The 26,242-nt window shown below is 43.8% G+C and carries 24 protein-coding genes; 4 read left to right on the top strand and 20 right to left on the bottom strand.

What is annotated here, in order from left to right; genetic code table 11:
• Nucleotides 1-3: 3 nt before the first annotated feature.
• Nucleotides 4-777 (bottom strand): IclR family transcriptional regulator, encoded by a 774-nt coding sequence (locus ABG082_RS01835; protein ID WP_348936462.1) that lies wholly within the window; start codon nt 775-777, stop codon nt 4-6.
• 143 nt (nt 778-920) lie between these two features.
• Here ABG082_RS01835 and ABG082_RS01830 point away from each other — a divergent pair, with 143 nt between their 5' ends.
• On the top strand, nt 921-2,282 hold the full coding sequence (locus ABG082_RS01830; protein WP_008342085.1) for a hypothetical protein: 1,362 nt from the start codon (nt 921-923) through the stop codon (nt 2,280-2,282).
• A gap of 240 nt (nt 2,283-2,522) precedes the next feature.
• Here ABG082_RS01830 and ABG082_RS01825 read toward each other — a convergent pair whose 3' ends face one another.
• From ABG082_RS01825 to ABG082_RS01785, 9 genes are all read right to left on the bottom strand, one after another.
• Nucleotides 2,523-3,833, bottom strand: coding sequence for an MFS transporter (locus ABG082_RS01825; RefSeq protein ID WP_317328570.1), 1,311 nt, complete (start codon nt 3,831-3,833; stop codon nt 2,523-2,525).
• 45 nt (nt 3,834-3,878) lie between these two features.
• Nucleotides 3,879-5,081, bottom strand: coding sequence for a CoA transferase (locus ABG082_RS01820; RefSeq protein ID WP_017358567.1), 1,203 nt, complete (start codon nt 5,079-5,081; stop codon nt 3,879-3,881).
• 87 nt (nt 5,082-5,168) lie between these two features.
• On the bottom strand, nt 5,169-5,549 hold the full coding sequence (locus tag ABG082_RS01815; protein WP_008342095.1) for a cupin domain-containing protein: 381 nt from the start codon (nt 5,547-5,549) through the stop codon (nt 5,169-5,171).
• 23 nt (nt 5,550-5,572) lie between these two features.
• Nucleotides 5,573-7,333, bottom strand: a complete 1,761-nt coding sequence (locus tag ABG082_RS01810) for a thiamine pyrophosphate-binding protein (protein WP_348936461.1) — start codon at nt 7,331-7,333, stop codon at nt 5,573-5,575.
• Between the two features lie 38 nt (nt 7,334-7,371).
• Nucleotides 7,372-8,145 (bottom strand): type I 3-dehydroquinate dehydratase, encoded by a 774-nt coding sequence (gene aroD, locus ABG082_RS01805; protein WP_348936460.1) that lies wholly within the window; start codon nt 8,143-8,145, stop codon nt 7,372-7,374.
• 9 nt (nt 8,146-8,154) lie between these two features.
• Nucleotides 8,155-9,588 carry an aldehyde dehydrogenase family protein gene (locus tag ABG082_RS01800; protein WP_348936459.1) on the bottom strand — a complete coding sequence of 478 codons (1,434 nt, stop codon included), beginning with the start codon at nt 9,586-9,588 and terminating at the stop codon, nt 8,155-8,157.
• Nucleotides 9,585-10,442, bottom strand: a complete 858-nt coding sequence (locus tag ABG082_RS01795) for a citryl-CoA lyase (protein ID WP_008342102.1) — start codon at nt 10,440-10,442, stop codon at nt 9,585-9,587. The genes ABG082_RS01800 and ABG082_RS01795 overlap by 4 nt, the downstream gene beginning before the upstream one ends.
• A 324-nt stretch (nt 10,443-10,766) precedes the next feature.
• On the bottom strand, nt 10,767-11,588 hold the full coding sequence (gene nadE / locus ABG082_RS01790) for an ammonia-dependent NAD(+) synthetase (protein ID WP_007498287.1): 822 nt from the start codon (nt 11,586-11,588) through the stop codon (nt 10,767-10,769).
• A gap of 195 nt (nt 11,589-11,783) precedes the next feature.
• Entirely contained in the window at nt 11,784-12,380 is a 597-nt protein-coding gene (locus ABG082_RS01785; RefSeq protein ID WP_008342104.1) for an urea carboxylase-associated family protein, read from the bottom strand.
• A gap of 82 nt (nt 12,381-12,462) precedes the next feature.
• Between ABG082_RS01785 and ABG082_RS01780 the strand changes: the two genes are divergently transcribed.
• Nucleotides 12,463-13,812: an amino acid permease gene (locus ABG082_RS01780; protein WP_008342107.1), complete on the top strand. Its 1,350-nt coding sequence runs from the start codon at nt 12,463-12,465 to the stop codon at nt 13,810-13,812.
• Here the strand turns inward: ABG082_RS01780 and ABG082_RS01775 are convergent.
• Complete coding sequence (locus tag ABG082_RS01775) at nt 13,807-14,565, bottom strand: YqcI/YcgG family protein (RefSeq protein ID WP_017366569.1); 759 nt, start codon at nt 14,563-14,565, stop codon at nt 13,807-13,809. The genes ABG082_RS01780 and ABG082_RS01775 overlap by 6 nt on opposite strands.
• 230 nt (nt 14,566-14,795) lie before the next feature.
• Here ABG082_RS01775 and ABG082_RS01770 point away from each other — a divergent pair, with 230 nt between their 5' ends.
• Nucleotides 14,796-15,077: a DUF2651 family protein gene (locus ABG082_RS01770; RefSeq protein ID WP_008342109.1), complete on the top strand. Its 282-nt coding sequence runs from the start codon at nt 14,796-14,798 to the stop codon at nt 15,075-15,077.
• Here ABG082_RS01770 and ABG082_RS01765 read toward each other — a convergent pair.
• The 6 genes from ABG082_RS01765 to ABG082_RS01740 all read right to left on the bottom strand — a co-directional run bounded on the left by ABG082_RS01765 (nt 15,072) and on the right by ABG082_RS01740 (nt 20,787).
• Nucleotides 15,072-15,458 (bottom strand): UPF0715 family protein, encoded by a 387-nt coding sequence (locus tag ABG082_RS01765; RefSeq protein ID WP_050826910.1) that lies wholly within the window; start codon nt 15,456-15,458, stop codon nt 15,072-15,074. The genes ABG082_RS01770 and ABG082_RS01765 overlap by 6 nt on opposite strands.
• A gap of 119 nt (nt 15,459-15,577) precedes the next feature.
• Nucleotides 15,578-16,207: a LysE family translocator gene (locus ABG082_RS01760; protein WP_008342111.1), complete on the bottom strand. Its 630-nt coding sequence runs from the start codon at nt 16,205-16,207 to the stop codon at nt 15,578-15,580.
• Between the two features lie 125 nt (nt 16,208-16,332).
• The gene (locus ABG082_RS01755; protein WP_019743826.1) at nt 16,333-17,520 is read right to left on the bottom strand and encodes an MFS transporter; all 1,188 of its coding nucleotides are present in this window, start codon (nt 17,518-17,520) and stop codon (nt 16,333-16,335) included.
• 57 nt (nt 17,521-17,577) lie between these two features.
• Nucleotides 17,578-18,624 (bottom strand): Gfo/Idh/MocA family oxidoreductase, encoded by a 1,047-nt coding sequence (locus tag ABG082_RS01750; protein WP_008342113.1) that lies wholly within the window; start codon nt 18,622-18,624, stop codon nt 17,578-17,580.
• The gene (locus tag ABG082_RS01745; RefSeq protein ID WP_348936458.1) at nt 18,621-19,487 is read right to left on the bottom strand and encodes an HAD-IIB family hydrolase; all 867 of its coding nucleotides are present in this window, start codon (nt 19,485-19,487) and stop codon (nt 18,621-18,623) included. Before ABG082_RS01745 ends, ABG082_RS01750 begins: the two co-directional genes overlap by 4 nt.
• Entirely contained in the window at nt 19,462-20,787 is a 1,326-nt protein-coding gene (locus tag ABG082_RS01740) for a DegT/DnrJ/EryC1/StrS family aminotransferase (protein ID WP_348936457.1), read from the bottom strand. The genes ABG082_RS01745 and ABG082_RS01740 overlap by 26 nt, the downstream gene beginning before the upstream one ends.
• Nucleotides 20,788-20,896: 109 nt before the next feature.
• Here ABG082_RS01740 and ABG082_RS01735 point away from each other — a divergent pair, with 109 nt between their 5' ends.
• Nucleotides 20,897-21,886: a LacI family DNA-binding transcriptional regulator gene (locus tag ABG082_RS01735; RefSeq protein ID WP_348936456.1), complete on the top strand. Its 990-nt coding sequence runs from the start codon at nt 20,897-20,899 to the stop codon at nt 21,884-21,886.
• Between the two features lie 51 nt (nt 21,887-21,937).
• On the opposite strand, the gene ABG082_RS01730 is transcribed toward ABG082_RS01735, so the two are convergent.
• From ABG082_RS01730 to ABG082_RS01720, 3 genes are all read right to left on the bottom strand, one after another.
• Nucleotides 21,938-23,560 (bottom strand): L-lactate permease, encoded by a 1,623-nt coding sequence (locus ABG082_RS01730; RefSeq protein ID WP_035390535.1) that lies wholly within the window; start codon nt 23,558-23,560, stop codon nt 21,938-21,940.
• Between the two features lie 43 nt (nt 23,561-23,603).
• A complete protein-coding gene (locus tag ABG082_RS01725; RefSeq protein WP_348936455.1) occupies nt 23,604-24,551 on the bottom strand; it encodes an L-lactate dehydrogenase in 948 nt (315 codons plus the stop codon).
• A 217-nt stretch (nt 24,552-24,768) separates the two neighbouring features.
• Nucleotides 24,769-26,199 (bottom strand): YfcC family protein, encoded by a 1,431-nt coding sequence (locus ABG082_RS01720; RefSeq protein WP_007498311.1) that lies wholly within the window; start codon nt 26,197-26,199, stop codon nt 24,769-24,771.
• Between the last annotated feature and the right edge of the window lie 43 nt (nt 26,200-26,242).

Below are 26,242 nucleotides of genomic sequence, written 5' to 3'. Positions count from 1 at the left end.
TTCTTAAAAATTGTGTTTGACGACGTAACCGAGCTGTTCGGAGAGCTTCTCGGCATGCTCTTTCACTTTTTGCTGCAGCTGAGAGATGACATCTTCAGTAAATCGTTGGGTCGGTCCAGATATGGATAAACATGCCTGCACCTCCCCATGAATGTTAAAGATCGGTGCCGCCACTGCCGCCGATCCGACTTCCCGTTCATCAATACTGCAAGCGGTGTGCGTTTCAAGAATATGACGACATTCTTTTCGCCATTCCTCCATCGTCATGTGATCAGCCTCAGACGCGAAAACTTGCTGTTGAAACTCTTCGCTTTGGAAAGCAAGCAGCACCTTTCCACCAGCACCAGCGTATAACGGCAGCTTCTCACCGATTTTCACAAGATGCCGAATCGATTGCAGCCCTTCGGCTTGTTCAATACATACCCTGCTTTTGTGATCCAGCACATACAGGTTGACGGTTTCCTTTGTTTCATCACGAAGTGTGTACATGAGCGGTTTTGCCAGTTCCCTCAATTTGATGGACTTCCCAGCAATATAACCGAGAAGATAAAGTCTTTGACCGAGCCGGTACTTCATTGTCTCTTGGTTCTTTTCCACAAAATGATTCATTTCAAGTGCCTTGAGCAGTCTCGTTGTGGTAGACATTGCTAAGTTCATCTCTTTTGAAATGTCTGTTAGCGTCAACTCTTGACGTTCTTCGCTAAAGCAAGAAAGAATATCCAAAGCGCGCTGAACGGTACGCAATCCTGATTCTTCTTTTGACTTCTTATCAGCCATGTTCACTTTCTCCTTTTCCCCTTTGATTTCTTATCGACATGATTGACCAATTTTGCTATAATCCATTTTAAATGTTCCACTAAAAGAAAACAAATTCCACTGTACGGAATAAAACCAATAGATGTTTTGATGGAGGAGATATCATGATCTACCTGCTACTTTTCACACTTCTTATTAGCTTATACATCGTTCATCAACTATTCCCTGCTCCCATTCTCTCCTATTTGGTTGGTCTGCTGGCGGCTGCTTCGCTTACCATTTCCTTTAAGAAGGCTAATGGGCTTTATTTGAAAACGGGTGCTATGTTTCTCTTGATTGGATTGGTGTTATTTTTCTGGTCAGAACAGCCTTTGCATACGCTTTTTCTTCATTTTCATTCCATGCTAGGCTTGCTTTCTTTATTTTTCATGCTGCCATTTATTCATTCTCTCATACACGTTGGACATTTCGATACTCAATTAAATAAACTGCTTACCTTACATACAACGAGCACAAATCAGCTTTATCGCAAGAGTTCATTTGTCACTCATGTTCTTGGCATGTTTTTAAATATCGCAACGATTCCCTTATTATATACATCCTTGAAACCATCGCTGAACGCCCTTCAGGAACAAGTCAAACAGCACCTTTATACGCGCAATCTTTTAAGGTCATATGCGCTATGTCTTAGCTGGAGTCCTGTCGAAGTACTGGTGAGTGTCACCATTGATGCAACCAAATTGAAATATTATCAGATTGCACCCGTTACGTTTTGTTTAATGGTGCTTGTGCTGTTGACGGATTGGTTGCTGTTTTCTCGTCAAAGCAAACGATTGCCGCATATCATCCAGCCGGCGGAAGCTCACTCCAACCCTCATCGCATCAAGAGAAAAACCCTTCAGCTTGCTTTCATGCTGCTCAGTTTTATGACAGTCGTTTCACTTGTTGACGCCTGGGTTGGGAAAGGTTATCTGTTCGCTGTTGTGCTGACGATTATTCCTTTCGCTCTATTATTCTCGTCTATCATCAAAAAACGAAAACAATATGTAGCCGTCTCTATTCCCCATTGGAAAGAACGAACCCGTCAGCTCTCCAATTATATGTGTCTATTTTTAAGTGCGGGCTTCTTTGTCGATATGCTGCTTGTCACAAACAGCCTGCAGCCGATTCAAGCATTTATCGTCAGTATATCAGATCATGCCATTTGGGTTTATGGGGTCATCGGGCTGTATTTTCTCATCACCGCTCTTTGCGGTTTTCACCCGCTCGTTTCGCTTGCTCTATTAGTGAGCTTGATGGCACCTGTCATTCATGAACTGCCTGCCCTTCCCATCGCAATCATGTTCATTATCGCTGGAACCTCAACGGTCATGTTTAGCCCATATAATGTATCTGTCTCCCTATTAGCCGATTTGATGAAGGTCAACCCTTACCGAATCACTCGATGGAATATCTGGTTTGCTGGTTTTTATATCAGCATGGGTATCGCATGTGCAACGATCATCACCGTCATCTTTTATTCATAGAAAAAGAGAACCCAATGAGTTCTCTTTCAAGATTGTTGACAAAGGGCTAAAATGAACTTGATTTTAGCCCTTTGTCTTTTTTCAGTGTGATAGAAAACCTTTGCAGTCAAGGAAGGACGAGTACCGGCGCGGAGCGAATTTGACATTCGTGAGCACCGGCACACAGAACTGACACCGAATGCGAGGGTTTGTCTACACGCTGAAAGAGAACCCAATGAGTTCTCTTTTTCTTGCTCTCTATTATTTTAATTGAATCCGCTCAATCTTACCTACAATAAAGATATACGACAACGCTCCGCCTAATGCCACTAAGCTGACGAATAAAATACCGCCGTTGTAAGAGCCTGTCGCCGATACAATGAATCCGATAATCAGCGGGGTGATGATGCCGGATAAGTTAGCAAAAAAGTTGAATACGCCGCCAGCCAGACCGACCATTTCTCTTGGTGCCACCTCAGACAGCATGGTCCAGGAGATATTAGACAGTCCTTGCGCAAAGGAGGCGATGGATAAAATAGTCAGCACAAGCGGGATATTCGTTGTAAAATTCGCTAAAACAATGGTACTTGTCAGAAGCAGACCGACCACAACCGGCAGCTTTCTCGCTACATTGACCGATACACCCTTTTTAAGCAGCCAGTCAGACACATATCCTCCAAACAGCACCCCAAAGAATGCAGCGATGTATGGCAGGGATGCCGCAAAACCTACTTTGAGAAAGGCCATATTTTTCGCCTCTGCTAAATAGGTCGGAAACCATGTTAAAAAGAAAAAGAGGGTAGACGCAACAGAAAATTGACCAATATAGAGTCCAATCAATTTACGATATTTTAAAAGTGCGGCAAAGTCTGCCCATTTCAGTTTCTCCTGTGATGCCACTGTCAGTCCTTCGCCTTGACGGATCAATTCTAGCTCATCTTCATTGATCTTTGGATGCTCTTTCGGTTCGTGATAATACTTGTACCAAAAGAAAGCAAATATAATACCGAGCGCACCTGCCGTGATAAAGACGGTTCTCCAATCGAAAGTTGTCATGATCCAAAAAAGAAGAGGTGTCGCAAATGCAAGCCCCACATACTCTCCAGCGGTATAAACCCCTGTTGCAAATGCGCGTTCCCGCCTTGGAAACCAAGTGGTCACAATGCGGTTATTCGCAGGAAATGCGGGAGATTCTGTAATTCCGATAAACAAACGGCAGCCAAATAAGAAGGCAAAGCTGTTCGCAAACGCCTGTAAACCGGTGAAAATAGACCAAGTAATGAGTGATATTCCATACGTTACCTTTGATCCAAACTTATCAAGAATAAAGCCGCCAGGGATCTGCATGGCTGTATAGGTCCAGCTAAATGCTGAAAAGATGAGGCCTAATAAGGCAGGGTTTAATTGCAATGAAGACTGAATCGCAGGTGCAACAATGGATACACTGGCTCGATCAATATAATTAATAGCGGTAATAAAAAACAACAGAATCAAGATGCCGAAACGAGCTTTTGTTGGTTTCGCATAAGTAGGCCGCAAGTCGTTCCCCTTCAGTTCTGAATGCACTTTCATAACCATCCTCCTTTGTTTCCGCAGCGTGCGGATCGGTTGAGTGTCTTAAATGACCCCTTTTTCTTCTAACTGTTTACACTCTTCTTCTGTGAAGCCAAGCATTTTCGTTAAAATTTCATAATTATGTTCACCTAAATCAGGCGCAATATGGCGAATACGGCCGGGGGTTTTTTCAAACTTCGGAATGATCCCAGGCACCTTCACTTTTCCAAGACGCGGATGATGCACCTCGACAATATTTTCTCGTGCTTTAAATTGCGGATGCTCAAAGATATCCCGAATGCTTAGAATCGGACTCACAGGCACACCATGTGTATCTAGAATGTCTAGGACGTCATCTCTTGTTTTGGACGCAATCCACTGCGAGACGATCGCATCCATTTCATCGTTATGCTTCAGCCTGGCTGCATTCACAGAGAATTTCTCGTTCTCAAGTAAATCTAAGCGATTCATCGCCTCTGCCAATCGATTAAAGGTCGAATCTGTACTCGTCACAAGAACCAAATAATGGCCGTCCTTTGTCTCATAGGTGCCGGCAGGGCTTGAATGACCGCTTAACCCTGGTGAACGCTCACGCACCTTCCCTAGCTTGTCATATTCAGCAACCAAAAATTCTAACATGCGGAACACAGATTCATAGAGAGCCAAATCCACCATTTGCCCAGTTCCTTCTGAATGTGTGTCACGGTAATACATCGCTGTCACAGTGGCAAACGCCACATAAATTCCTGCGATATAATCCGTAAGGGAAAAGGAAGGGCTGACTGGATGCCGATCTGGAAACCCTTGAATATATGTAAAGCCGCTAAACGCCGTCGCAGGTGTACCAAATCCCGCCTTGTCCTTAAACGGACCGGTTTGCCCATAACCCGAAACACGAATCATAATTAAACGAGGGTTGATTTCTTTTAATACATCGTACCCAACGTCCCATTTTTCTAGTGTTCCTGGACGAAAATTTTCAATGATCACATCAACCTGCGCTGCAAGCTTTTTAAAAATGTCTTTTGCTTCTTCTTTGTGCAAATCGAGTGTAAGAGATTTCTTATTCCTTGAAAGCCCTGACCACCTCAAAGGTTCACCATCTGCAAAAGGACCAACATGCCGCAGTGTATCCCCTTTTCCAGGAATCTCGACTTTAATGACCTCTGCACCAAAATCCCCTAGAAGCACCGCGCCGTATGGTGCAGCAATCATCGTAGAAACATCTAATATTTTGATTCCTTCAAGCGGTGTATTCTTATTCATTGCTTGACTCCCTTTCATTCAATTGATAAAGGGCTAAAATGCTTTCTATTTTAGCCCCTTTTCTTCTTTCTCTCGTGCAAGGTTTTTTTAGTCCTTCGGAAGCTGCCCTTGCGGTGTATAGAGCCAAATCAGCCATAAAGGTTCGTCCCCTGTGTTCACATGCTGATGTGAGACACCATCTGGAATAAACATAAAGTCATTTTGTTTAAATGATTGTCTTTCTCCATCGCAAATGACTTCGCCAGACCCTTTAATCACATAATCAAATTCCTCTGAACCCGGATGATTGTGTACCGAGCTTGCTTCGCCCGGCTCAAAAATAGTGAGACCTGCCATCATATGCTCTGACCCTACGGTATCTGGTGTTATCGTTTGAAACACTTTCCGAATCATTTTCTCTTCTGGATGATCTAAACCTAACCATAATGGATGACCGTCTTGAAATGGATTTAATACTTTAATTTTCATTGTTTATTCCTCCCTAGTAATGTTTAGTTCACACTGACATGTGAGCGTTTTGTATTTGGTGAATAAATATCATTAATGTTCCAATGTCCATCAGTAGGCACTGGATCATTTTTCATCGCTACATCAATGACACATGGTTCCTGAGAGGCGATCGCTTCAGCCAAAGCTTCTTTGAATTCAGAAGCCGCCGTAATTTTGATTCCCTTCATCCCATAACCTCTCGCAATGGCTGCAAAATCAGGTGAATAGCTTTCTCCATCTTTTCTAAAAACAGTGCCGTATGTCGTTTCATAGTGTGCCATTTGCAAGCCGGCGATCGTCCCAAACGCACTATTGTTCATCACAATCCACACGACAGGAATGTTTTCTTCCATGGCTGTTGCGAGAACAGATGGATTTTGACCGAATCCGCCGTCCCCAACAAGTGATACAACGACACGGTCAGGCTGGGCAATCTTTGCTCCAAGTGCAGCGGGAGCGCCAAATCCCATCGTCGCAAAACCACCTGGGGTTAAAATAGTGCCTGGCGTGTATACAGGAAATTGCTGTCCGACCCCATTTTTATTCCAGCCAACATCGGTTGTAATGAAAGCATCCGGCGGCAATACTTCTCGCACTTCCTGCAAAATACGCTGTGGTTTCATTGGGAAAGACTCGTCTTGAATATTCGTCAAATTGCTCTTCTGAAATTCCTCACGATATGCCGCAATGTCTTTTTTCAATTGAGGGCGATCCAGACCTTCTGGCAGCCTTTCTTTCGCCACACGATTGAGTACAGTCAACGCCTGCTTGAGATCTGCTACCGCTCCAATTTCAACAGGATAGTTCCGGCCAATTTCATTCGGATCAATGTCAATATGAATGAGCTTGGTTGATTGGAAATTGAACGTATACTCCGATTCCCACGAACTCGCATCTGCTTCAGCAAAACGGGTGCCTAATGCCAATATATAATCCGCTTCTTTACACTGATCATTGATAAATTTCGTTCCCCAAAATCCTGTCATGCCAAGGGTCATTGGATGATCATCCGGCATCGCCCCTTTCCCCATCAGAGAATGGGCAACAGGGATGCTCAAATGGTCAGAAAATGCCTTTAACTCTTCTGCTGCATCGGCTAGTAAAATGCCTCCCCCTACATATAAGAGCGGTTTGTCTGCCTGCAGCAATCGATCTAATATCCGATTCGCTGTTTGATCATCAATAGATGGTTTTTCAACGGTGTTTGTATGATGAGCGATTTGTTCAAATAACGACACATCTAGGTCTTTTGAGAACACATCCATCGGAACTGAAATCAGGACTGGCCCAGGGCGGCCGCTTTCAGCTAACTGAAACGCTTTTGATAAAATTTCTGGAAATAATTCTGGAATGTCGACTCGCCATGCTCTTTTCACAAATGGGCGATAAATTTCGTATTGAGAAGCATCGGAATGAAGATTGATTTCTTGGTGTGGGTGCTTTCCGTAGTAATGACTTGGAACATCTCCTGCAATGACAACCATTGGAATGGAATCGAGTGCGGCATTCGCTACGCCTGTTGCCGCATTGGTGAGTCCAGGACCTAAGTGACTGAGCACAACAGCCGTCTGTTTTTTCGCTCGTGCATAACCGTCTGCTGCATGCGCCGCTATCTGTTCATGTCTAACATTCACAAATTGAATACGGCTTTTTTCTAGGGCTGATAAAAAAGCAATATTCGTATGACCGCACAGACCGAAGATATGCTCAACTCCTCGATTTTCTAAATACTGAATGACCTGTGTAGATATATTCTTCTTCATGTTTCTCTCCTCTCACGGTGCAGCTATGAATCTGCTACTCACTGATTCTTTGAAAACACAATCGATAGAACGGCATTCAAATCCTGTATTGCAACTTGTCCAGGTGCCGAGCTTTCTTTCCCTACAGCAAAGGTCATGACAGACCCAAAGAGTCCACCTACCATTCTTGTGAAGGCACCATATTCCCCCATCGCCATCGAAATAACGGGGATGGACAGATGCTTTTTCGCCTTGCCTGTCGCAAAGAGCAGTGTCAGTGCATCCTCATAGGAATGCGGCATGACGGCGATCTTTGCGATATCGGCGCCAACCGATTCTGCATTGGTGAATAGCTCCACAAGCCGATCTGCCTCCGGGGTACGCTGGAAATCGTGGTACGACACAATCAAGATGACCCCGTTTCTCTTAGCCGCCTGACTGACTTGCTGCATATGCGAGACATCATGCATTAATTCAAAATCAACGGCAGCCACAAGCTGAGTGGCACAAAGCTCGACAAGCAGGGAAACCTTTTCATCCTCTGAGAGTGAGATGCATTCGCCGCCCTCTTTTTCAGAACGAATGGTGAATAAAAATGGGATGTTATCTGCCTTTTCAATCATCCCTTTCAGGGTGGTGATGACTTGTTCCTTGTCATTGAGGTGATTGAAAAAATCCGCTCGCCACTCTATCACATCAGGCTTCTTCTCAGCTAACACCTCAACTTCAAGAAACAATTCTTCCTTTGTTTGTCCAATGAGCGGCGTACAAATCATCGGCTGACCGCCTGTCTGCGCACTCTTTACCTTTTGCTGAAAGACATTCACATCCATCTTCCCCCTTTATAGCCCATTTGGCAGCACAACCATTTTGGTTTCGGTCATCTCCTCGATGGCGAAACGCGGGCCTTCCCTTCCAATACCGCTTCGTTTAATCCCGCCATATGGCCAGTGATCTAGTCTGAAATTCGATGTCCCATTGATGACTACGCCGCCAGTTTCAAGCTCTTTTGCTGCGTGTAACGCAACATCTAGCTGATTCGTAAAGACGCCTGCCTGCAGACCGTATCGACTATCGTTTGCTTCTTTGATTGCCTCATCCAGCTCCTCATATGGAAGGACACTGACAACTGGACCGAACACTTCTTCACAGACAACCTTGGCTTGTTTTGGAGGGTTTAGCAAAATAGCCGGTGTGATGCTTGCGCCATTTCGTTGTCCTCCAGATAGAAGCTCGGCACCCATTTTCTCTGCCTCATGTATCCATGCCTCCACACGTTTTGCTGCCTGTACATCAACCATACAGCCGATATCACTTTCACTAGACAGCGGATCTCCAACGACGAGCTGTTCTACTTTTTGTTTAAGTGTCTCAGTAAATGTCGACAAAATTTGCTTGTGAACATAAATTCTTTGAACAGAAATACAGCTTTGACCAGAGTTGCTAAAGCCCGTTTTAGCGCAAAGAGATGCGGCTTGCTCGATATCTGCATCATGATGAACAATCGTCGCTCCATTTCCTCCGAGTTCCAGCAGTACCTTTTTTAATCCAGCAGAGTTTGAAATATGTTCTCCGCCCACCGCACCGCCAGTAAAAGAAACAAGATTGGTTCTTTCATCAGTGACTAACTGTCTGCCGGCGTCTACTCCTCCAATCACAAGCTGCAGGCTCTTTTCAGGAAACCCTGCTTCAAGCAGGAGCTTAACAAACGCTGTAGCAACAGCTGATGTTTGCGGTGCTGGTTTTAAAATAATGGCATTCCCTGCCGCAAAAGCTGGACCGATTTTGTGACAAATTAAGTTGAGAGGCGCATTAAAAGGCGTAATCGCCAGCACAACCCCAACCGGCACTTTAAATGTCATCGCCATTGCTCTCTGTCCACGGGAAGATACATTGCCAGGAATGGTCTCACCGATTAGTCGATTGGCTTCTTCGGCTGACTGCGCCAGCGTTTCAATTGATCGTGAGACTTCATCTCTTGTATTTTTAAGCGGTTTGCCTAATTCTAAAGAAATGAGTTTTGCAAAATGCTCTTTTTGTTCTTCCAATAAGGCGGCTGCCTTTGTTAGAAGCGTTGAGCGTTCTAATGCTGATATTGCCGCTATTTGTTTTTTAGCTTGCTGCGCAATAGAAAGCGCCTGTTCTATATCTTCTGAGGATGCAAGATAGGATGTACCGATCATTTCCCCAGAGTATGGATTGATGATATCTTCTTTGCCATGGTTTGCATCCAGCCATTCGCCGTTTATATATGACAACGCTTTCAATTCACTCAAATTTTCTCACCCTCCTTCAAGTGACGCGTCCCGACCCCCGCATAACGAACCAGTCTTTCTTCATTCGGACAAGGGCCTTTCACTAGGGCACCTTTTGTCAGCTCTTCATATGCATGCGCCACGATGCCCATTCCTCTGGATAAGGAAAAGATGCCTTTTGCCGCTTCAGCTGGAATGCTTAATTCACATTGGATCGCAGCAGATACACCATCTATGTTCATCGTAATTTTTTTCCCTTTTAATTGTTCTAGTTCATGTCTAATCGCCTCAGCTAACCGTAAGTACGTTCCGCTGATATCACCTTGCTGCACATATGTTTGACTCAGCTCATACAGCCGTCTCACTCTCGGATCATCATCATGCAGCTGATGGCCGATTCCCGGAATTTTTTCCTTGCGAGCTAACCACGTCTGACATACTTGCTTTGCAGCAGACTTCATATCTTTTTGTGCATCATAAACCGCTTTGGCTTCGTATAACATACGCATCGCCTTTTCTCCGGCTCCGCCATGAATATCACCTAATAGATTCACCCCTGTTGCAACAGAGGAATTAAACGAAATGCCGCATGTAACCGCCATTCTTGCCGCTGCAATAGACGGTGCCCTTGGCCCATGATCCGCACCTGCGACCAGAACACTTTCAAAAAGAGTTGCCTTCGAATCATCTAGTAATTCACCAACAAGCAGTAAATAAAGCATTTGTGGATACGATAATTGACCAATAAGCTCTTCAATTGGATAGCCCCGAAGTTCAATTGAATTTTTTTGAATATGACTAATCTCAGTCTCCCACCAAGCGCCTCCTTCTTTGTATATTTCCAGTGCACTTCGATTTTTCATCGTGTGAATCATTCCTTTAGCCTCTTATTTGGAGATGAACGACTCCTTTAATTCCGTCTAGTGGAATTCAATTTCACTTTTTGGAATGTGTTTTCATTGTAAGCGCATTCGTTTTTATCGTCAATCATTTTTTCTGAAAATACTGTCTTTTGATGAGAAATTAAGTGAATCGAACTAATTATTTCACCACTTATTCTTCAATATATCCTTTATTTAGTCAAACAGACTTATGTAGATCGTTCTACTAATTAATGAACCATTTCCGATTCATTCTGTCAAATTCAGCTGAAATTTGACATAAAAAGACCCCTCCATCTTCTGGAGAGGTCACTTATTTTATTTCCACCAGTCATCAAACATAGAAGCTGGTACTTGACGTTTATGTTCTGATTGAACATAGCGTTTTTCAATCGCTTCTGCTGCTTGATCTGAAACTGGTTTTCCTTCTAAGTAATCATCAATTTCATTGTACGTAATACCAAGTTCTGTTTCATCCGTTTGCTGAGGCTTGTCATCCAGCAGATCGGCTGTCGGTTTCTTTAAGTATAATCGCTCCGGCGCCTGAAGGGTCTCAAGCAGCAACCGTCCTTGGCGTTTCGTTAAACCTGTGAGCGGAAGGACATCTGCACCGCCATCCCCATACTTCGTGAAAAAGCCCGTCACAGCTTCGGCTGCATGATCCGTTCCAATGACAAGTAAGCCTTCCTGTCCACCGACGGCATACTGTGCGATCATTCTCATGCGTGCTTTGACGTTCCCTTTATTAAAATCAGACAGCGCACCGCCTGTTTCCTTTTGGTATTGTTCACTGAATGCCGTCACGGCAGGCGCGATATCATATTTCCAAGACTTGTCCGGCTGAATAAATGATAGAGCCAGCTGCGCATCGTCTTCATCCTGCTGCGTGCCATGCGGAAGACGGACTGCAATAAAGACAGCATCCTCTTTTCCTTCTTGACGAAGCTCACTTACAGCGAGCTGAGCGAGACGGCCGGCAAGCGTTGAATCCTGTCCGCCGCTAATACCGAGAACGAATCCTTTTGCACCGGTCTTTTTCAAGTAAGCCTTTAGAAATCCAACCCGTTTTTCGATCTCCTGCTTTGGGTCAATTGAGGGCTGCACATGCAACTCTTGGCTGATTTTTTTCTGCAAACTCATACACTTTTCCTCCTAAGCATCCTCTACATGAAGAGAACAGGTTTTACTTCCATTTCAATTGATTTACCTACGATTTTAGCCACTTTATTATATCATGTTTTGATAAAGGATATTTTTTAGACGTTCCCCTTTTTCATAAATGATCAAACATTCACAAACGAAATAGACCAAGCCGCTTTGACTGGTCTCTCCTTTTCAATCGATCTCCACTCGGATGGATGTACAGCTTGAGCCATTGCATTTTCCAATGTCGGCAGGACATGCAGACACCGCGACAATGAGGTCCATTTCTGCACGCAGGCGGATGTAATCACCGGAGAGCGATTTTGGCAGCTCGACAGACAACTTTCCTTTATCATCAATGACTGTATTCATAAAGACATTAAAAGGATAATACATATCCTCTTTTGGAATCCCGAATGGCTCAAAGGCCGTCCTGAGATTATCGTAGCATGTATGCATGACCTCTAGGTGCGTACGCCCATATAAGAGCTGATACATTTCTTGCCGGCACGCAGGCATATATAAATCATGACATTCGACTGTATCTTCGATGACCGTAAACATTGGTTTATATAAATTAGAATAAAGCTGATCTCCCTTTTTCACCTTGGAAGAGAACAGGCTATCCATTGTAGCGCCTTGATCAAATTTTTCATAAAAATCCTTTTCATGATAGGCCATCACATCTGCTACTTGCTGCCCTTCGACATCAACCACTCGCATACATTGTCCTTTTCCTAACCGAAAACCAAGCCCATCCTTTGGTAAAATCACGTATTCTCCGTTCATCACATGCACTCCTTTCCATGTTGACAGTATGCCCAAAACGTCCTCTTGATCATGTATAAAAAAAAGAGGCGGTCACAAGCTAATGCTATTGAATCAGAAAGGTGTTGCACATGCATTGAAAGAAGAACAATCTTTATCTTGGTGGCAGCTTTCTCTTATCGGAGTCGGCTGTACAATCGGCACTGGTTTCTTCCTTGGTTCCAGCATCGCCATTACAAAGTCCGGTTATTCCGTCTGCATTTCATTTTTGCTTGCGGCAGTCGGCACATATCTCGTCTTTAAACACCTGGCTGCGATGACAGCCGAAAACCCAGATAAGGGATCATTTTGTTCCTATGCCCGAAAAGCCTATGGGCGCTGGGCGGGTTTTAGTAATGGCTGGGTGTATTGGTTTTCAGAAATGCTCATCACAGGGAGTCAGCTGACGGCGATTTCTCTTTTTACTCGTCACTGGTTTCCATCCATTCCACTATGGGTGTTTTCAGCGATTTATTCCGCTCTTGCCCTGCTTGTGATTATCATTGGGCTTTCTTCTTTTCAAAAGACGGAAAATGTCCTTGCCGTGCTGAAGACCGGGGCGATTCTGCTGTTTATGATTCTTGCCGTTCTTGTTTTATGCGGCATTCTCACAGAGCATAGGCCCACCCTACACCTGCCAAATAAAGACCACGAATGGATGCCGCTCGGTCCGCTCGGTTTATGGAATGGGCTAATTTATGCGTTTTATGCTTTCGGGGGGATTGAAGTCATGGGGCTGATGGCGGTTCATTTAAAAGACCCGAAGGACGCCGCAAAATCTGGACGTGTGATGCTGATCATTCTTGCTGTCATTTATATCGTCTCCATCGGACTTGCGCTTTTGCTTGTTCCAGTGACAGCCTTTAACGAGAATAGCAGTCCATTTATTACATCACTGGAGCCATTTCATTTATCCATTTTTCTTCATATCTTTAATGGCATTTTCATTATTGCCGGGTTTTCCACATTGGTTGCCTCCCTCTATGCGGTCACGACGCTGCTTGGCACGATGTCGGAGCATCAGGATGCACCTGCTTGTTTTAAACAAAAAGAACCATCTCATGTCAGATGGTCTTCAATTCTTTTAACTGCTGCAGGGTTGATTGTCTCGATTTTGCTGGCACTCTTTTTGTCCAAACACATTTACGAGCATCTCACAACAGCAGCCGGTTTAACTCTTTTGTACACATGGGTGTTTATTCTGCTTTCAAGCAAAAAGCTGTCAAAGCCATCCACTCGCCAAACGTGCGAAATGGTTCTTGCCCTGATCTTAATTGGTGCAGCTGTTTCAGGCACTCTGACAGAGGCAAGCGGACGACCTGGCTTTTTTATTAGCCTTGGAATCATTGCTGTAATTGGCATCATGGTACTCTTTATGAGAAAAAAGTGGAAACAGGATCAGGCCGCATCATAATTTCATCATGTTTTTTAAAGCAGTAAATGGACATTTGGCGGAGGCTGGTTTCTCCGCCTCATCATCTGAGAGAAAATATTGTTTCCATTCTAAATTTTTCTGATCCCCATACCATTTTAATGCTGGATGTACATCAACTTGATCATACGCCTTCAGCCTCTTCCGAACGAGTTTACTCATTTTTTGACCAAATGTGGTGGAACCGTTCATCTTTTCAAACACCCACCTTGGTTGAAAGGCCCACATCACATAAGGAAAATGACGGCTTTTTCTTAGCTTATGCGCTGGTGTCGCGCATAAAATAAAATAAGGCTCCCCATGAAAACAAAACTCCCATTCATGATTTTCAGGATCTGATGGAATTTCCTCTGGCCATTTCATTTCATCCTTTTGATGTAATTGCTGAACCATCGACCAAAACTGCTCCTCATACTCTTCGAGCGAATACTCCTTCATATCCTGCGGTGTTTCAAAAAAGCAAATGAACGAAGCATATTGACCGGTTTCCCTAGAGCAGCTTTGGTATTCCCTTAAAAGCTCTGCTAATTCATTCACGGCCTCTTCTCCCCGCGGATCACCGACAAATCCATAACGCAAATGATCGAGAAAAAATCCTTGTCTGCCTGGTACACACGGAAATGTATCTGCCTCATCCCCGACCATTTCTCCAAACTGTGTGAAAGCATCCTGCTTCCATTCATCTAGTGATCGTAGATTTTGATCAAGGCAACTTTTTGCATACAGCTGGGCCATTTTTTTCCACCTCGTTTTAGCGTCTTCTCCATAGCCTATGAGGAGGAAAAAGCTGTGGTGACTGTCCTTCAACGACTTTCACTGGACATTCACAAGGTGGTTTATTTGAAAGAATGAAGCAGGAATTCACTTCCATTTATCTAATCATGTATGAGTATGCTTCTGCATATCATCATTTAGCCGCCTCTATCTAATAGAGTCGGTCATCATAAAAGAAATGGGTGAATGACATGCGTCTTCTTTTTCTCCATCCGATGTATCTGATCTTATTTACACTACCAGTGATGGCTTTCCTTTGGGGATTTGTTGGTTATCTGCTATTTAAACGGATATGGCCTGTCCTCATATTAACGTCCGTGATCTCGATGATTTTCATCTTCGTTTATACTGGATTTGACCTTAGCAATCTATACTGGGTCCTTCTGATGACGGCTCTTGCTTTTGTATCAAGCGGATTCTCGAAGGTCATACACGTTCATTTTCAGGAGAAAAAACGGGAAAAACCTTTATGATTGATTCTTCTTCTTTAAAAAGACTGAATCAAGCAGCCAATAAATAAAGGCCGCGCAAAAGCTAAATAGATAAACTTTGTAGCTAATAAAGACGACAACACCATAATCAATCCATAAAGCAAGCGCCGAACAAACCACCCACGCCCCGATAAAATAAACCAATAAATCACGGCGCCGAAACTTCTCAGGATGACGGTGTAAAACCATTTGGATAGGTGCAGCAAATAGGACATACGCGATCAAAATAAAAAGACTGGTGACCTCCACATAACTGAATCTGGATTCAGGTGGGGCAAACAACATGGTATAAACGAATGTCGCTGTGATCACAGACAAAATCAGCATACACACATAGTTGAATGCTGGCAGGAACATACGCATGGCAAAAACTCCTTCAATTTTATGTATCTTCCATCATTATTGAAGAGTGTCCTATTATTGTCAAATATGAAAAAGGGCTAAAATGATTTAGATTTTAGCCCTTTTTCTTATCAACCATTCTATCCAATGAGCGCCATGATCCCTTGATATCCAAAGTAAGCACCGAAGCCGAGTAAAGAGAGACCTGCCAGAACGGATAAGCCGTGCAAAATCCGTTCATTTAAATATCGTCTAAACGTACTGGCGAGCAGCGCCATACAGAAATCCCATAAGAGCATGCCGATGAAAATAGCGATGCTGTACATCAGCATTTGAGATGCCCCGTACTTTTCAATCGTATTGGCTAAAATACTGCCATAGATCCCAAGCCAAAATAATATACTAAGCGGATTGGAAAGGGAAATGAAAAATCCCGTCATGAACGAATGCCCGATCGACGTGTTTCCTCCGTCCTTCTTTGGGCTTTCATGCAAATTGATTTTACGAAGGCTTTCAATACCGGTATAGGTCAGAACGAAAAAGCCGAACAGCCACAAAAAGGTTTTCACAAGAGGTGCAGTCAAAAGCTGGGCGACACCAAAATAGATGAGGATCATATAGACAATATCCGCAGCCATAGCCCCCACACCAAAAATCCAAGCGTGCCAAAATCCACTTTTAATCCCTCTGTCGATTTGGGCTGCATTGACTGGCCCAACAGGCGCTGAAAGTGACAACCCTAAAAAGATATAACCAAAAAACACCGCCACATAGACGTCCTCCTTTTGATGCTGACTTGTACATGTTATTCACGCTTTCGTTGTTTTAGTACAAGTCCTTCGTCACCTTTTCTGAAGATAAGCTATACAAAAGGAGGAGCCACCAGATCAGCTGCTTATCGATCGGCTTTCATCGCCGGCGGCTGTGTGGGTATGGTTTCTTTTTTCCGAGATCGATTCATTTGAATGGCAGCCGCAAAAAGGAGAACAGCTAAAAAGGCGAAAACAAAGACGGCGCTTGCCGCACCTGCCCACTCAAGGCTAAACCCAATCAAAAAGGACAAACAGGCTCCACCTAAACTAGCGGCGGCAATAAAATAACTCGTTGCCTCGTCGATGGCATTTTCAATCATTAATGCAGAAGCCGTCAAGGCAATGGGGAACATGCCAGCTGCGCACAGACCGATGAAAAAGATAAGAATCAGCTGCGCAGCGATGTGGGTGGCTAGAGCAAATACGGCGAGCAGCACAATCATAAGTGCTGCACTTAGTTTTAAAAAACGCAGCGGATGCAGCTGATCGGCTTTTCTCGCAATGACAGTTCTGCCAATGACGATCGCTGTCCAAAAAGTAGAGACCGCAAAAAGACCCCAGTTGTCTCCCCCTTTTTCCAGCATGATCGACGGTAAAAAGTTCGCAAAGTTCGTTTCAATTCCTGCGTAGAAAAACGCAAAACAGATCATAAGCACCACAATCATTCGATTCCCTCGATCAAACAGCAAGGACGGTTTCTTCATGTCTTGAACAGGAGCCGCCATCTGCCCACGAGGGAGTTTATTCATAAAAGTAAGCCACAGCATAAGGAAAAAAGTCAGTGCACCGACTTGAAATAAAAACACATAATGCCACGTTTCCTCTGTTACAGTCAGCAGAATCAATAGAGGAAATAATAGCGCACCTAATCCAAAAAAGACCTCCATGATGCTGATTCGCTTTGCACTGTTTGCCATTGAAATGACATACGCCCCGGCCGTCGTCTCAAGACTGCCTGCACCGCTCCCAAGGAAAAAACCTGCCACCACAAGAATCGTCCAACCTGGTACCAAAAGGCCAAGAAGAAGCGCTCCGATCATCAGCAGCAATCCCATCGTCAGAACAGCGCCGTAGCCTTTTTTCCTCACAAGAATGGGCGACAAAAGAACGCCTGTCAAAAAGCCAATAAACTGAAAGAAGATTAAAGAAGATAATTCCCCAGGACCCTTATCATAACTAGACAGCAAATAAGGCGTTAAACTGCCAAAAAACACATGAATGGTCCCAATAAAAAAATAAAAGATACAGCCAAAATAAAACACCTTTTTCATCTTTTCACTTCCTCTAAAAAGGAGCGGAGTCATGATATCCTCCGCTCCACCTCTTCATTAATATGCGCGGGCAGAGACGGCAGCCTCTTCCCTCTCGAAGCACGTATTCAGCGCAGCCTGCGCGCGATAACCATCTGCAAAATCGGCCACCTTCATATGAGATGGATAAGGATCTGTATTCACCCAATGCATCAGCTGATCACGGAATGTATCAGACCATCCATAAAATTCATTCGGCGGATCTGTCAGCAATGTTTGCGGCATTTGATGACGCTCTACACACAAGCCATCACTGATCTCATATTCGTTTTTCATGTTTGTATGGTATTTGAAAACCTTGTCATGCCCCACCACTTCTACACTAAATCCACATTCCTCGGGCTGCGTACTTTTGGACGTCACCAAATGAAAGAACACTTGATTCTCCATTTGCCCAAAAATTTCGGTATGGTCATCGACCTGTACCTTTTTCTCTTCCTTTTCCTTTACATGTGTCAGCATCTTCGTATTAAGGGATTCTTTTTTCATTTCACTGCCAAATAAGTACCACAGCATATCAATCAAATGAATCCCTAAATCTCCTAATGCACCACTTGTACGCAGACTTTCGCCGCTGTCTCTCCACGAAAATGTCTTTCTTCTAAGGGCACTATTTTTTTTAAAATGTGTCCGTACTGTCAAAACGCGTCCTAATTCACCATTGGCAATCAAGTTCTTCAAAATATTCACAAAGGATAAATAGCGATAGTTAAAGCCCATACTGGCTTGAACCTGGAACTGTTTGGCTGTCTCCACCATTTCCTTCGCTTCTTTTAACGATACAGCCATCGGTTTTTCACATAAAATCGGCTGTCCCGCTCTAAGCGCCTGAAGGGCATGGTCCTTGTGACAGAAGTTAGGGGAAGCAATGATCAATCCATCTGATGCATCCGCTAGTGTTTCGATACTGGAATACACCCGTCCGCCGTACTGTTTAATAAATCCTTGTGCAACGGATTCGTGCAAGTCATAGACCCCAGATAATTCTGCACCTTTGATCGTTGATAATGCTCTAGCATGTGCTTTTGCAATATTCCCTGCTCCAACAATTCCAATTTTCTTCATGAATGTGCCTCCTCATGTTTATACATCACTGTTTTCAATGTTTCATAGATTCCTTTTGCATACCCATGATGACAAATTTGATGATGGTGCCGTTTGGCTTCGGCTGTTGCATTTTGGACAAGAAAGCCGTGCGTGACGGATTGAAGCATCCGCAGGTCATTCCCACTATCACCAAAAGCAAAGCCCTTATCTTTTGACAGGTTATATTGATTCAGCATAAACCGAACGATTTCATCCTTCCCTGTTGCCACTGGTAAAAAATCAACGTCATAGCAATCCGCCGGGTCTCCCGCAAGCGGGTTGCATTTGTTGATGTTCACCGCCACTCCCCGCTCCTTCGCAAGTGTTTGGATGAATGATAGATGATGAAGGTCTGTCCGTTCATCCTGCTCCTGATAATAGAAATTCTTTTTATACCCAGAGCTGCCCAGCTGCGTTTGCGGCCTAAGAGTGATCCCCTTTTCACGTACGCTTTGCAGAATATCTTCGATTTTTTCGTCTGAAAAGCCCTGTGCATCAAGCCGTTTCATCCATTCTGCATCCGGCTGTCCAAATTTCCCATCTGATGTATACACAATTTCAGTTCCTAAATTCGACGCAATAAAATGCGGGAATTGATAGAAACCGCCTTTCTCCATTTTGCTCGTAACAGAATCGAGGCTGCTTCCCGTCACCCAGCCCAGCATGAGCTGTCCGGCTTCGCTCTTTTCTGCCACAAAAGCTTCCAGGCGCTTTACATCCTCTCTCTGCTCCTCGGTCATTCCGTGAGAATAATAGGTTTCATCGAAATCACAGAAGACGATCCATTGCGGATGTTGCGGTTGATGCAGCAGCTTTTTATTGAATGGAAGATTTGATAACATGATGGACCCCCTCGATGACTTTCTCCTGATCTTGCAGCGGCATTCCTGGGTAAAGCGGCAAGTGAAGTAATTGCTGTACGGCTTTTTCCGTATGTGGTAGTTCCGTTTGTCTATACTTTTGAGAAACAAGATTCGTTTGATGCTGATGCGATAAAATCGGGTAATAGACGTCTGTTTCTATGCCCATTTCCAGTAATTGCTCTGCCAGCTCATCTCGGCTTCCCTTCACCACTCTCATCGGGAATAGATGCCATACGTGATCCTCTGTCAGCTTCGGAAGCTTTATGTAGCCTTCGTCTTCCAGCGTTTGCAGCTGATCTATGTATCTCTTTGCCAAGTAAAAGCGTTTAAAGTTTTGTAAACCTAAATATTTCATTCGTTCTAGCCCGATTGCGGCCTGTAAGTTATCAATCTTGGAATTAAAGCCATAGTCACTGCGCTTGACATTTTTCTTTCCTGGTTCAAAACCGTGATAGCTGATTTCCATGCATTTTTCGGCTAAGGCTTCATCATTTGTTGCGATGGCTCCAGCCTTCCCGCAAACTCCAAGGTTTTTGTACGGGTTAAAGCTGAGAACAAGTCCATCCCCAAATGCCCCAAGCCCGCTGCTGCCAATCGCCTGACATCCATCCTCAATGATGGATAGACCATGCCGTTTCGCAATCGTCGAAATGGCCTTCATATCCGCTTGCTTTCCATACAAATGAACCGGGAGAATACATACTGTCTTATCTGTGATATGCTTTTCTATTTCATTCGGCGCTAGGCAGTAGGTGTCTGGATCAATATCGGCATAGACTGGAACCGCACCAATCGCAAGCACTGCATTTTCTGTTGCAGCAAAGCTGTTGGCAGGTAGGATGACCTCATCTCCAGGGTGGACGCCTGCTGATATTAAACTGATCATCAAGGCATCTGTTCCACTTGATGTGGCAATGACATATTTTTTCCCTAAGTACGCTGCGAGCGTCTTTTCAAACTTTGGAATATAAGGGCCTGATGTAAAACGGCCTGAACTTAATACTTCTTTCAGCACCTGCATAATATCATCGATCTCATCCTCCGAAATCAGTTTATCGACCGGCAGGAACGGTATCTTTTTTTCCTTATTTTGTTTATAATGGAAGAGAATTTTTTCCAAACCCGTACGCGCAATATCTTGCTCAAGGAACGCAGCAAGCTTATCATTCGCTAGATTCTTTTCAACTGAATCAGCCTTTACTTGAACACCTTGATTGATCATATCCAGCAACGGTAGATAATCCTTGCTTTTACCTGATATCTTCGTCAATAATTGCATTCCATTCCCTCCAATTAATCAATTCCATTTGTTAATATTTAACTTGTTTCACATTGTAAATGATGTTATCGATTTCAGAACAATAACTTTGTGTAAAGGATTTGTTAATATGTGTACAATTTATGAAATTGCCAAACGCTGCGGGGTTTCAACGACCACTGTTTCTCGGGTGCTGAACAACCATCCATATGTATCAGAAGAAAAGCGACAGCACATTTTACAGGTGATGAAGGAAATGGAGTATACACCAAGCTCAGCAGCCCGCACCCTTCGGTCACATCAGACAAAAACCATTGCTGTGTCTGTTCCAGCTGTGGACCATCCTTTTTTTGCACAATTGATTAAAGGCATTTCAAAGGAAGCACTGGATCAAGGGTATAAAGCCATCGTGCTCCAGACGTTTTATCAAGAATCAGTAGAACTTGAAGGGCTTCAATTATTAAAAAGAAAAGAAGTAGATGGTGTCATATTGGGGGCGTTAGAAAATAAGTGGGAAACAATCGATCCATTTTTAGCAAACGGCCCGATCGTCATGGCAAATGAGTATCATCAAACAGCAGACATTCCGATTATCGGATATGATGAGCGGGAAGCTGCCTATAAAGCGGTTGACTACTTGATTCAATCAGGGCGTACGTCCATTGGATTTTGCTTTGATACAGAAAGCAGTGAAGCGCAAAAACAAAGAAAGCAAGGCTATCTTGATGCGCTTTCTGATCACGGTTTGCCGCTTAAAGAAGATTGGCTGTTCGGCGAGGCTTTTACCATTGAAGACGGCTTTCGTTTGATGGACTTAATCCACCGGATGCCGGATGCGCCGGATGCGATTTTCACCGGCAATGATCAAGTGGCAGCAGGCCTCATTAAACAAGCCATTTCATATGGATATCACATTCCTAAGGATTTAGCGGTGATCGGTTATGACAACCAAGACATTTGCGAGGTGACAGCTCCAACGATCACGACCATCGACATCCCCATCGTCGAGCTTGGCCAGCAGTCTGTCAAACAAATGATTCAGCTGCTGCAAGATCAAAAACCATTACAACGTGAACATATTCAGCTGCCTACTCGGCTTGTCACACGAGAATCCACATAAAAAAAGACTGAGAAATCTCTCAGTCTTTCATTTTTCAATCAATCGATCAACCTATACAAATTGAGCAAGAATGAATGTCCATATACATACGATGCCGAGCAAAATGAAGCTGTACTTCACTGTTTTTTGGAAGAGCTCAGATTCTTTACCTGTTTCTCCAACAGCTGCTGTTGCAATGGCAATAGATTGTGGAGAAATTAATTTCGCCATCACACCGCCGGTCGTATTTGCCCCGATTAACAAACCTGCCTGAGAGCCGATTTGAGAAGCGGTGACTGCTTGAAGGTTACCGAATAAGGCATTGTTACTCACAACAGATCCCGTAATAAACACGCCGATCCAGCCAAGCACTGGGCTGACAAGCGGGAATAAATCGCCTGTTTTAGCAAGCGCTAGTCCGATAGCAGAACTTAGGCCTGCAAAGTTCGCCAAATTGGCAAAGCCCATGACAAAACAAATCGTAAGAACAGGAACCCAAAGCTCTTTGACCGCTGCATTCAAGCAGGCAGACCCTTCTTTTAATGTAATATGTCTGCTGAACAATCCTGTCAGCATCACCGCAATTAGAATGGCGGTACCTGTTGCACTAATAACATCAATTTTAAAGATCGCATCAATCGGTGTTTCTGTTTGAGCAATTGGCGGTAATTTCACAATTTGCTGATGCAGAAACGGCATTTTCACTAAAATGGTTGTCCAATTAAGCGGGCCTCCCTCAGCAAACAATGCTTTAAATGCAGGCAGACTCCATACTGTAATGACAGCCGTTAAGATATAAAACGGAGACCAAGCCTTCAGCACCTCAACTCCGCTAAACGTTTGTTTTTGTTCAATGGCCGGCGCGCCTTCTTCACGGTAAATGTGTTTTGGCTGCCATTTTCGAAGAAATAGTGCCAGAATTCCCATACTCGCTAAAGCTGAAATAATATTGGCAAGCTCAGGACCCATGGTGACCATTGTAACAGCCTGCAGAATCGCGTAGCTTCCACTCACAACAAGCAAGGCTGGAAGCGTTTCTTTGATCCCTTTAAAGCCGTCTACAATGAGAATCAGCAGAAACGGGATACAGAAAGAAATAAACGGAATGGTGTACACAAGGGTTTGAGACAGCTCAAGCGGCGTCATATTTCCCATTTGCGCCCCTGTAATAACCGGGATACCTACTGCACCAAAAGCGCCAGACGCAGCATTTGCAATCAAGCAGAGCATGGCGGCTTTTAGTGGTTTAAACCCAAGCTCTGTTAAAAGAGCGGCACTAATCGCAATCGGTACACCGAATCCAGCGGCTCCCTCTAAAAATGCGTTAAAACTAAAACCAATTAATAAGAGCTGTAACCGTTGATCTTGAGAAATTCCTGCAATACTAGAACGAATGACATCGAACTTTCCAGACTTCACAGCAATTTTATAGAGCCATACGGCCATGATGACGATATATCCAATTGGCCACAGCCCATTAGATACACCGAGCACCACAGCAGATAATGCTTTTTCAATTGGCATATGAAAGAAGAAAACAGCTGTTACAAAACTGACAATCAAGGTAAAACAAGCGGCTAATACCCCTTTTAACTTAAATACAGTCAATGCAAGTAGGAAAAACAAGATTGGAAGCATGGCCACCAATGCACTAACGAACTCATTACCAAACGGATCATATATTTGCTGCCACATAGTGATTCATCCTTTTCTGCTCAGATAGGTTGCCTTTGATTGATTAAAAATGAGGAGCTAAAATCTCTTTTAACACATTCACACTGCGCGTGAATTTTTCTTTTTCTGTGTCATTCAGTGCGAGCTCCATCACTTCAGTTGCACCATTTCGATTCACGAGGGCAGGTACACCAATGTAGACATCTTCTGCTCCGTATTCTCCATCTAAATAAGTGCTGACAGTCAAAATGCTGTTTTCATTGTGCAAAATGGCTCTAGTAATACGGGCTAAACTCATCGCTACGCCGTAATAAGTCGCGCCTTTTTTCTCAATGATTTGGTAAGCGGCATGACGGACATTTTCCATGATGTCGTCTAAATCTTCTTGTTTGTATTGGTCATTTCTCTTCATTAATTCTGTGATCGGTACACTTCCGATATTCGCATGGCTCCAAACAGCAAGCTCTGTATCCCCATGCTCTCCAATGATGTACGCATGCACATTGTGCGCCGCTGCTTCAAAGTACTCACTAAGCATGTATCTGAATCTTGCCGTATCAAGCGTTGTTCCACTGCCAATCACTCGTTCTTTTGGTAGTCCGCTGAATTTCCAAGTCGCATAAGTCAAAATATCAACTGGGTTCGTAGCAACTAAGAAAATACCATCGAATCCACTTTTCATCACATTGTCTACAATGCCTTTAAATATATTTAAATTTTTCTCAACAAGGTCAAGTCTCGTTTCACCTGGCTTTTGGTTTGCACCAGCACAGATACATACAATGTCAGCATCCTGACAATCCTCATAATCTCCATACCAAGTATTCACAGGATGCGGGGCGAATGCTTTCCCGTGGTTTAAATCCATGACGTCACCCATTGCTTTATCTTGATTCAAATCGATGACTACCAATTCATCTGTGATTGCTTGATTTATTAATGTAAAGGCATAACTGCTGCCGACAAAACCTGCTCCAATAAGTGCTACTTTGTTTACTTTTTCGTTTGTCATTTATCTCATCCTCCTGAGTAAAACTAGGTTGTTTTTCTTATGTGAAGTATTTCACATTCTTATTGTGCAACACTTCACAAACTTTTGCAAGGGGATTGCTCAAAAAAATAATGTAGCCATTTTGTGAACACTCTTATTGTGGTTTTAAACCGCTGTCCCCATACATTTTCTCATAAGAAAAAAGCTGCCAAACACTCTTTGGCAGCTTCTTTCTTATTTAATAAGGTCCCCAATTGATCATGACACCGATACAAATAAAGACAAGGCCGATGACGAACCAAATGAGCGCAAGCGGCACCATAAAACGCAGCCATTTCACGTAAGGAATCCCACTTGCAGCCAAGACAGCCATCAACACACCTGAAGTCGGATTCACGCAGTTGACCACCCCTTCACCGAGCATCACTGCTTCTACCGCTACTTGTCTCGTGATACCCATTAAATCAGCAAGCGGCGCAAGAATCGGTATAAAGACAACCGCTTCCCCTGACCCTGATGAAATCAAAAAGTGAAGGAGCGCACTGGCGATATACATGCCGATCGCACCAGCGATTGGACTAAACCCTGTCAGCATACTCGCAAGCCCATTCACCACAGTATCAAGCAGCTTGCCGTTTTCCAAAATGACTGAAATGCAGCGTGCCATGCCGACAATGAGTGCGCCGTATACAAGGCTTTGACAGCCGACAATAAACGTTTTTGCAATATCATTGGCAGCTAATCCGCCAAGCAGGCCAGCAGCAATTGCCATGAAAATAAACACACCAGCCATTTCCTTATCGGTCCAGCCAAGCTGAAGCGCACCATACAAAAAACCCCCAAGCGACAAACCACACACCGCTAAAATCAGCTTATGTCTGCCGGTGAATTCAGGCTTGTCCACAGATTCCGCATCAGCTCCTCCAAGCCCTTTAGCAGGAAACCACTCGTCACCAAGCAGGCTCCCCTTTTCTTTATTTTTCAGGCGTTTTGTATATAAATAGATGTACACAATACTAGATAGAAGAAAACAAAGATAAATGATGACACGCAGACCAATACCAGAAAAAATCGGCAGTTCTGCAATCGTTTGTGATAAGCCTAATGGAGATGGAGACAAAATGGTTGCGTTAAAACCTGCATAACAGCCGATGTAAATAACCGCCGCTCCCGCCACTGCATCCCACTTTAAAGAACGTGCCACAATGATTCCAATAGGAATAAAGCCAATGACCGAGTTCACCACAATTCCGGTCGTCCCAAGTACAGAAAACAATCCGCCAACAATACAAATAAACAATAGCTGTTTCGTTTGGAACCGGCTGATGACATTGTGAATCATCCCGTTAATGGCACCTGTCTTTTCCAAAATTGCAATGGTTCCGCCAGTAAAAAGAATCAGAAAAATAATAGAGGATGAACCAACCATCCCTTCTTGAATCGCTGTAAAAAAACCAACCGGACTAACTGGTGATTGATCAATACGGTGATAACTGCCAGGAACAGCTGTTGTGATCTCTCCTGACGTTTTCCGATCAAATTCACCGGCTGGTACAAAATACGTTGCGATCGTACAAATTAAAGCAATCATAAATAAGAGTACATACGCATCCGGCATCTGAAGTTTTCTTTTTTGTTTCTCAGGTGCTGATACTGTCGCTGTTTTCATCTGTCAAAACCCCTTTGTCCCGATCGGAATTTCACTTAATTTT

It is taken from the genome of Bacillus sp. BS1807G30, assembly GCF_040047675.1.
GTDB lineage: Bacteria > Bacillota > Bacilli > Bacillales > Bacillaceae > Bacillus > Bacillus altitudinis.
The sequence above is the reverse complement of the archived record's forward strand: the minus strand, read 5'-3'. Positions and strand labels throughout refer to the sequence as shown.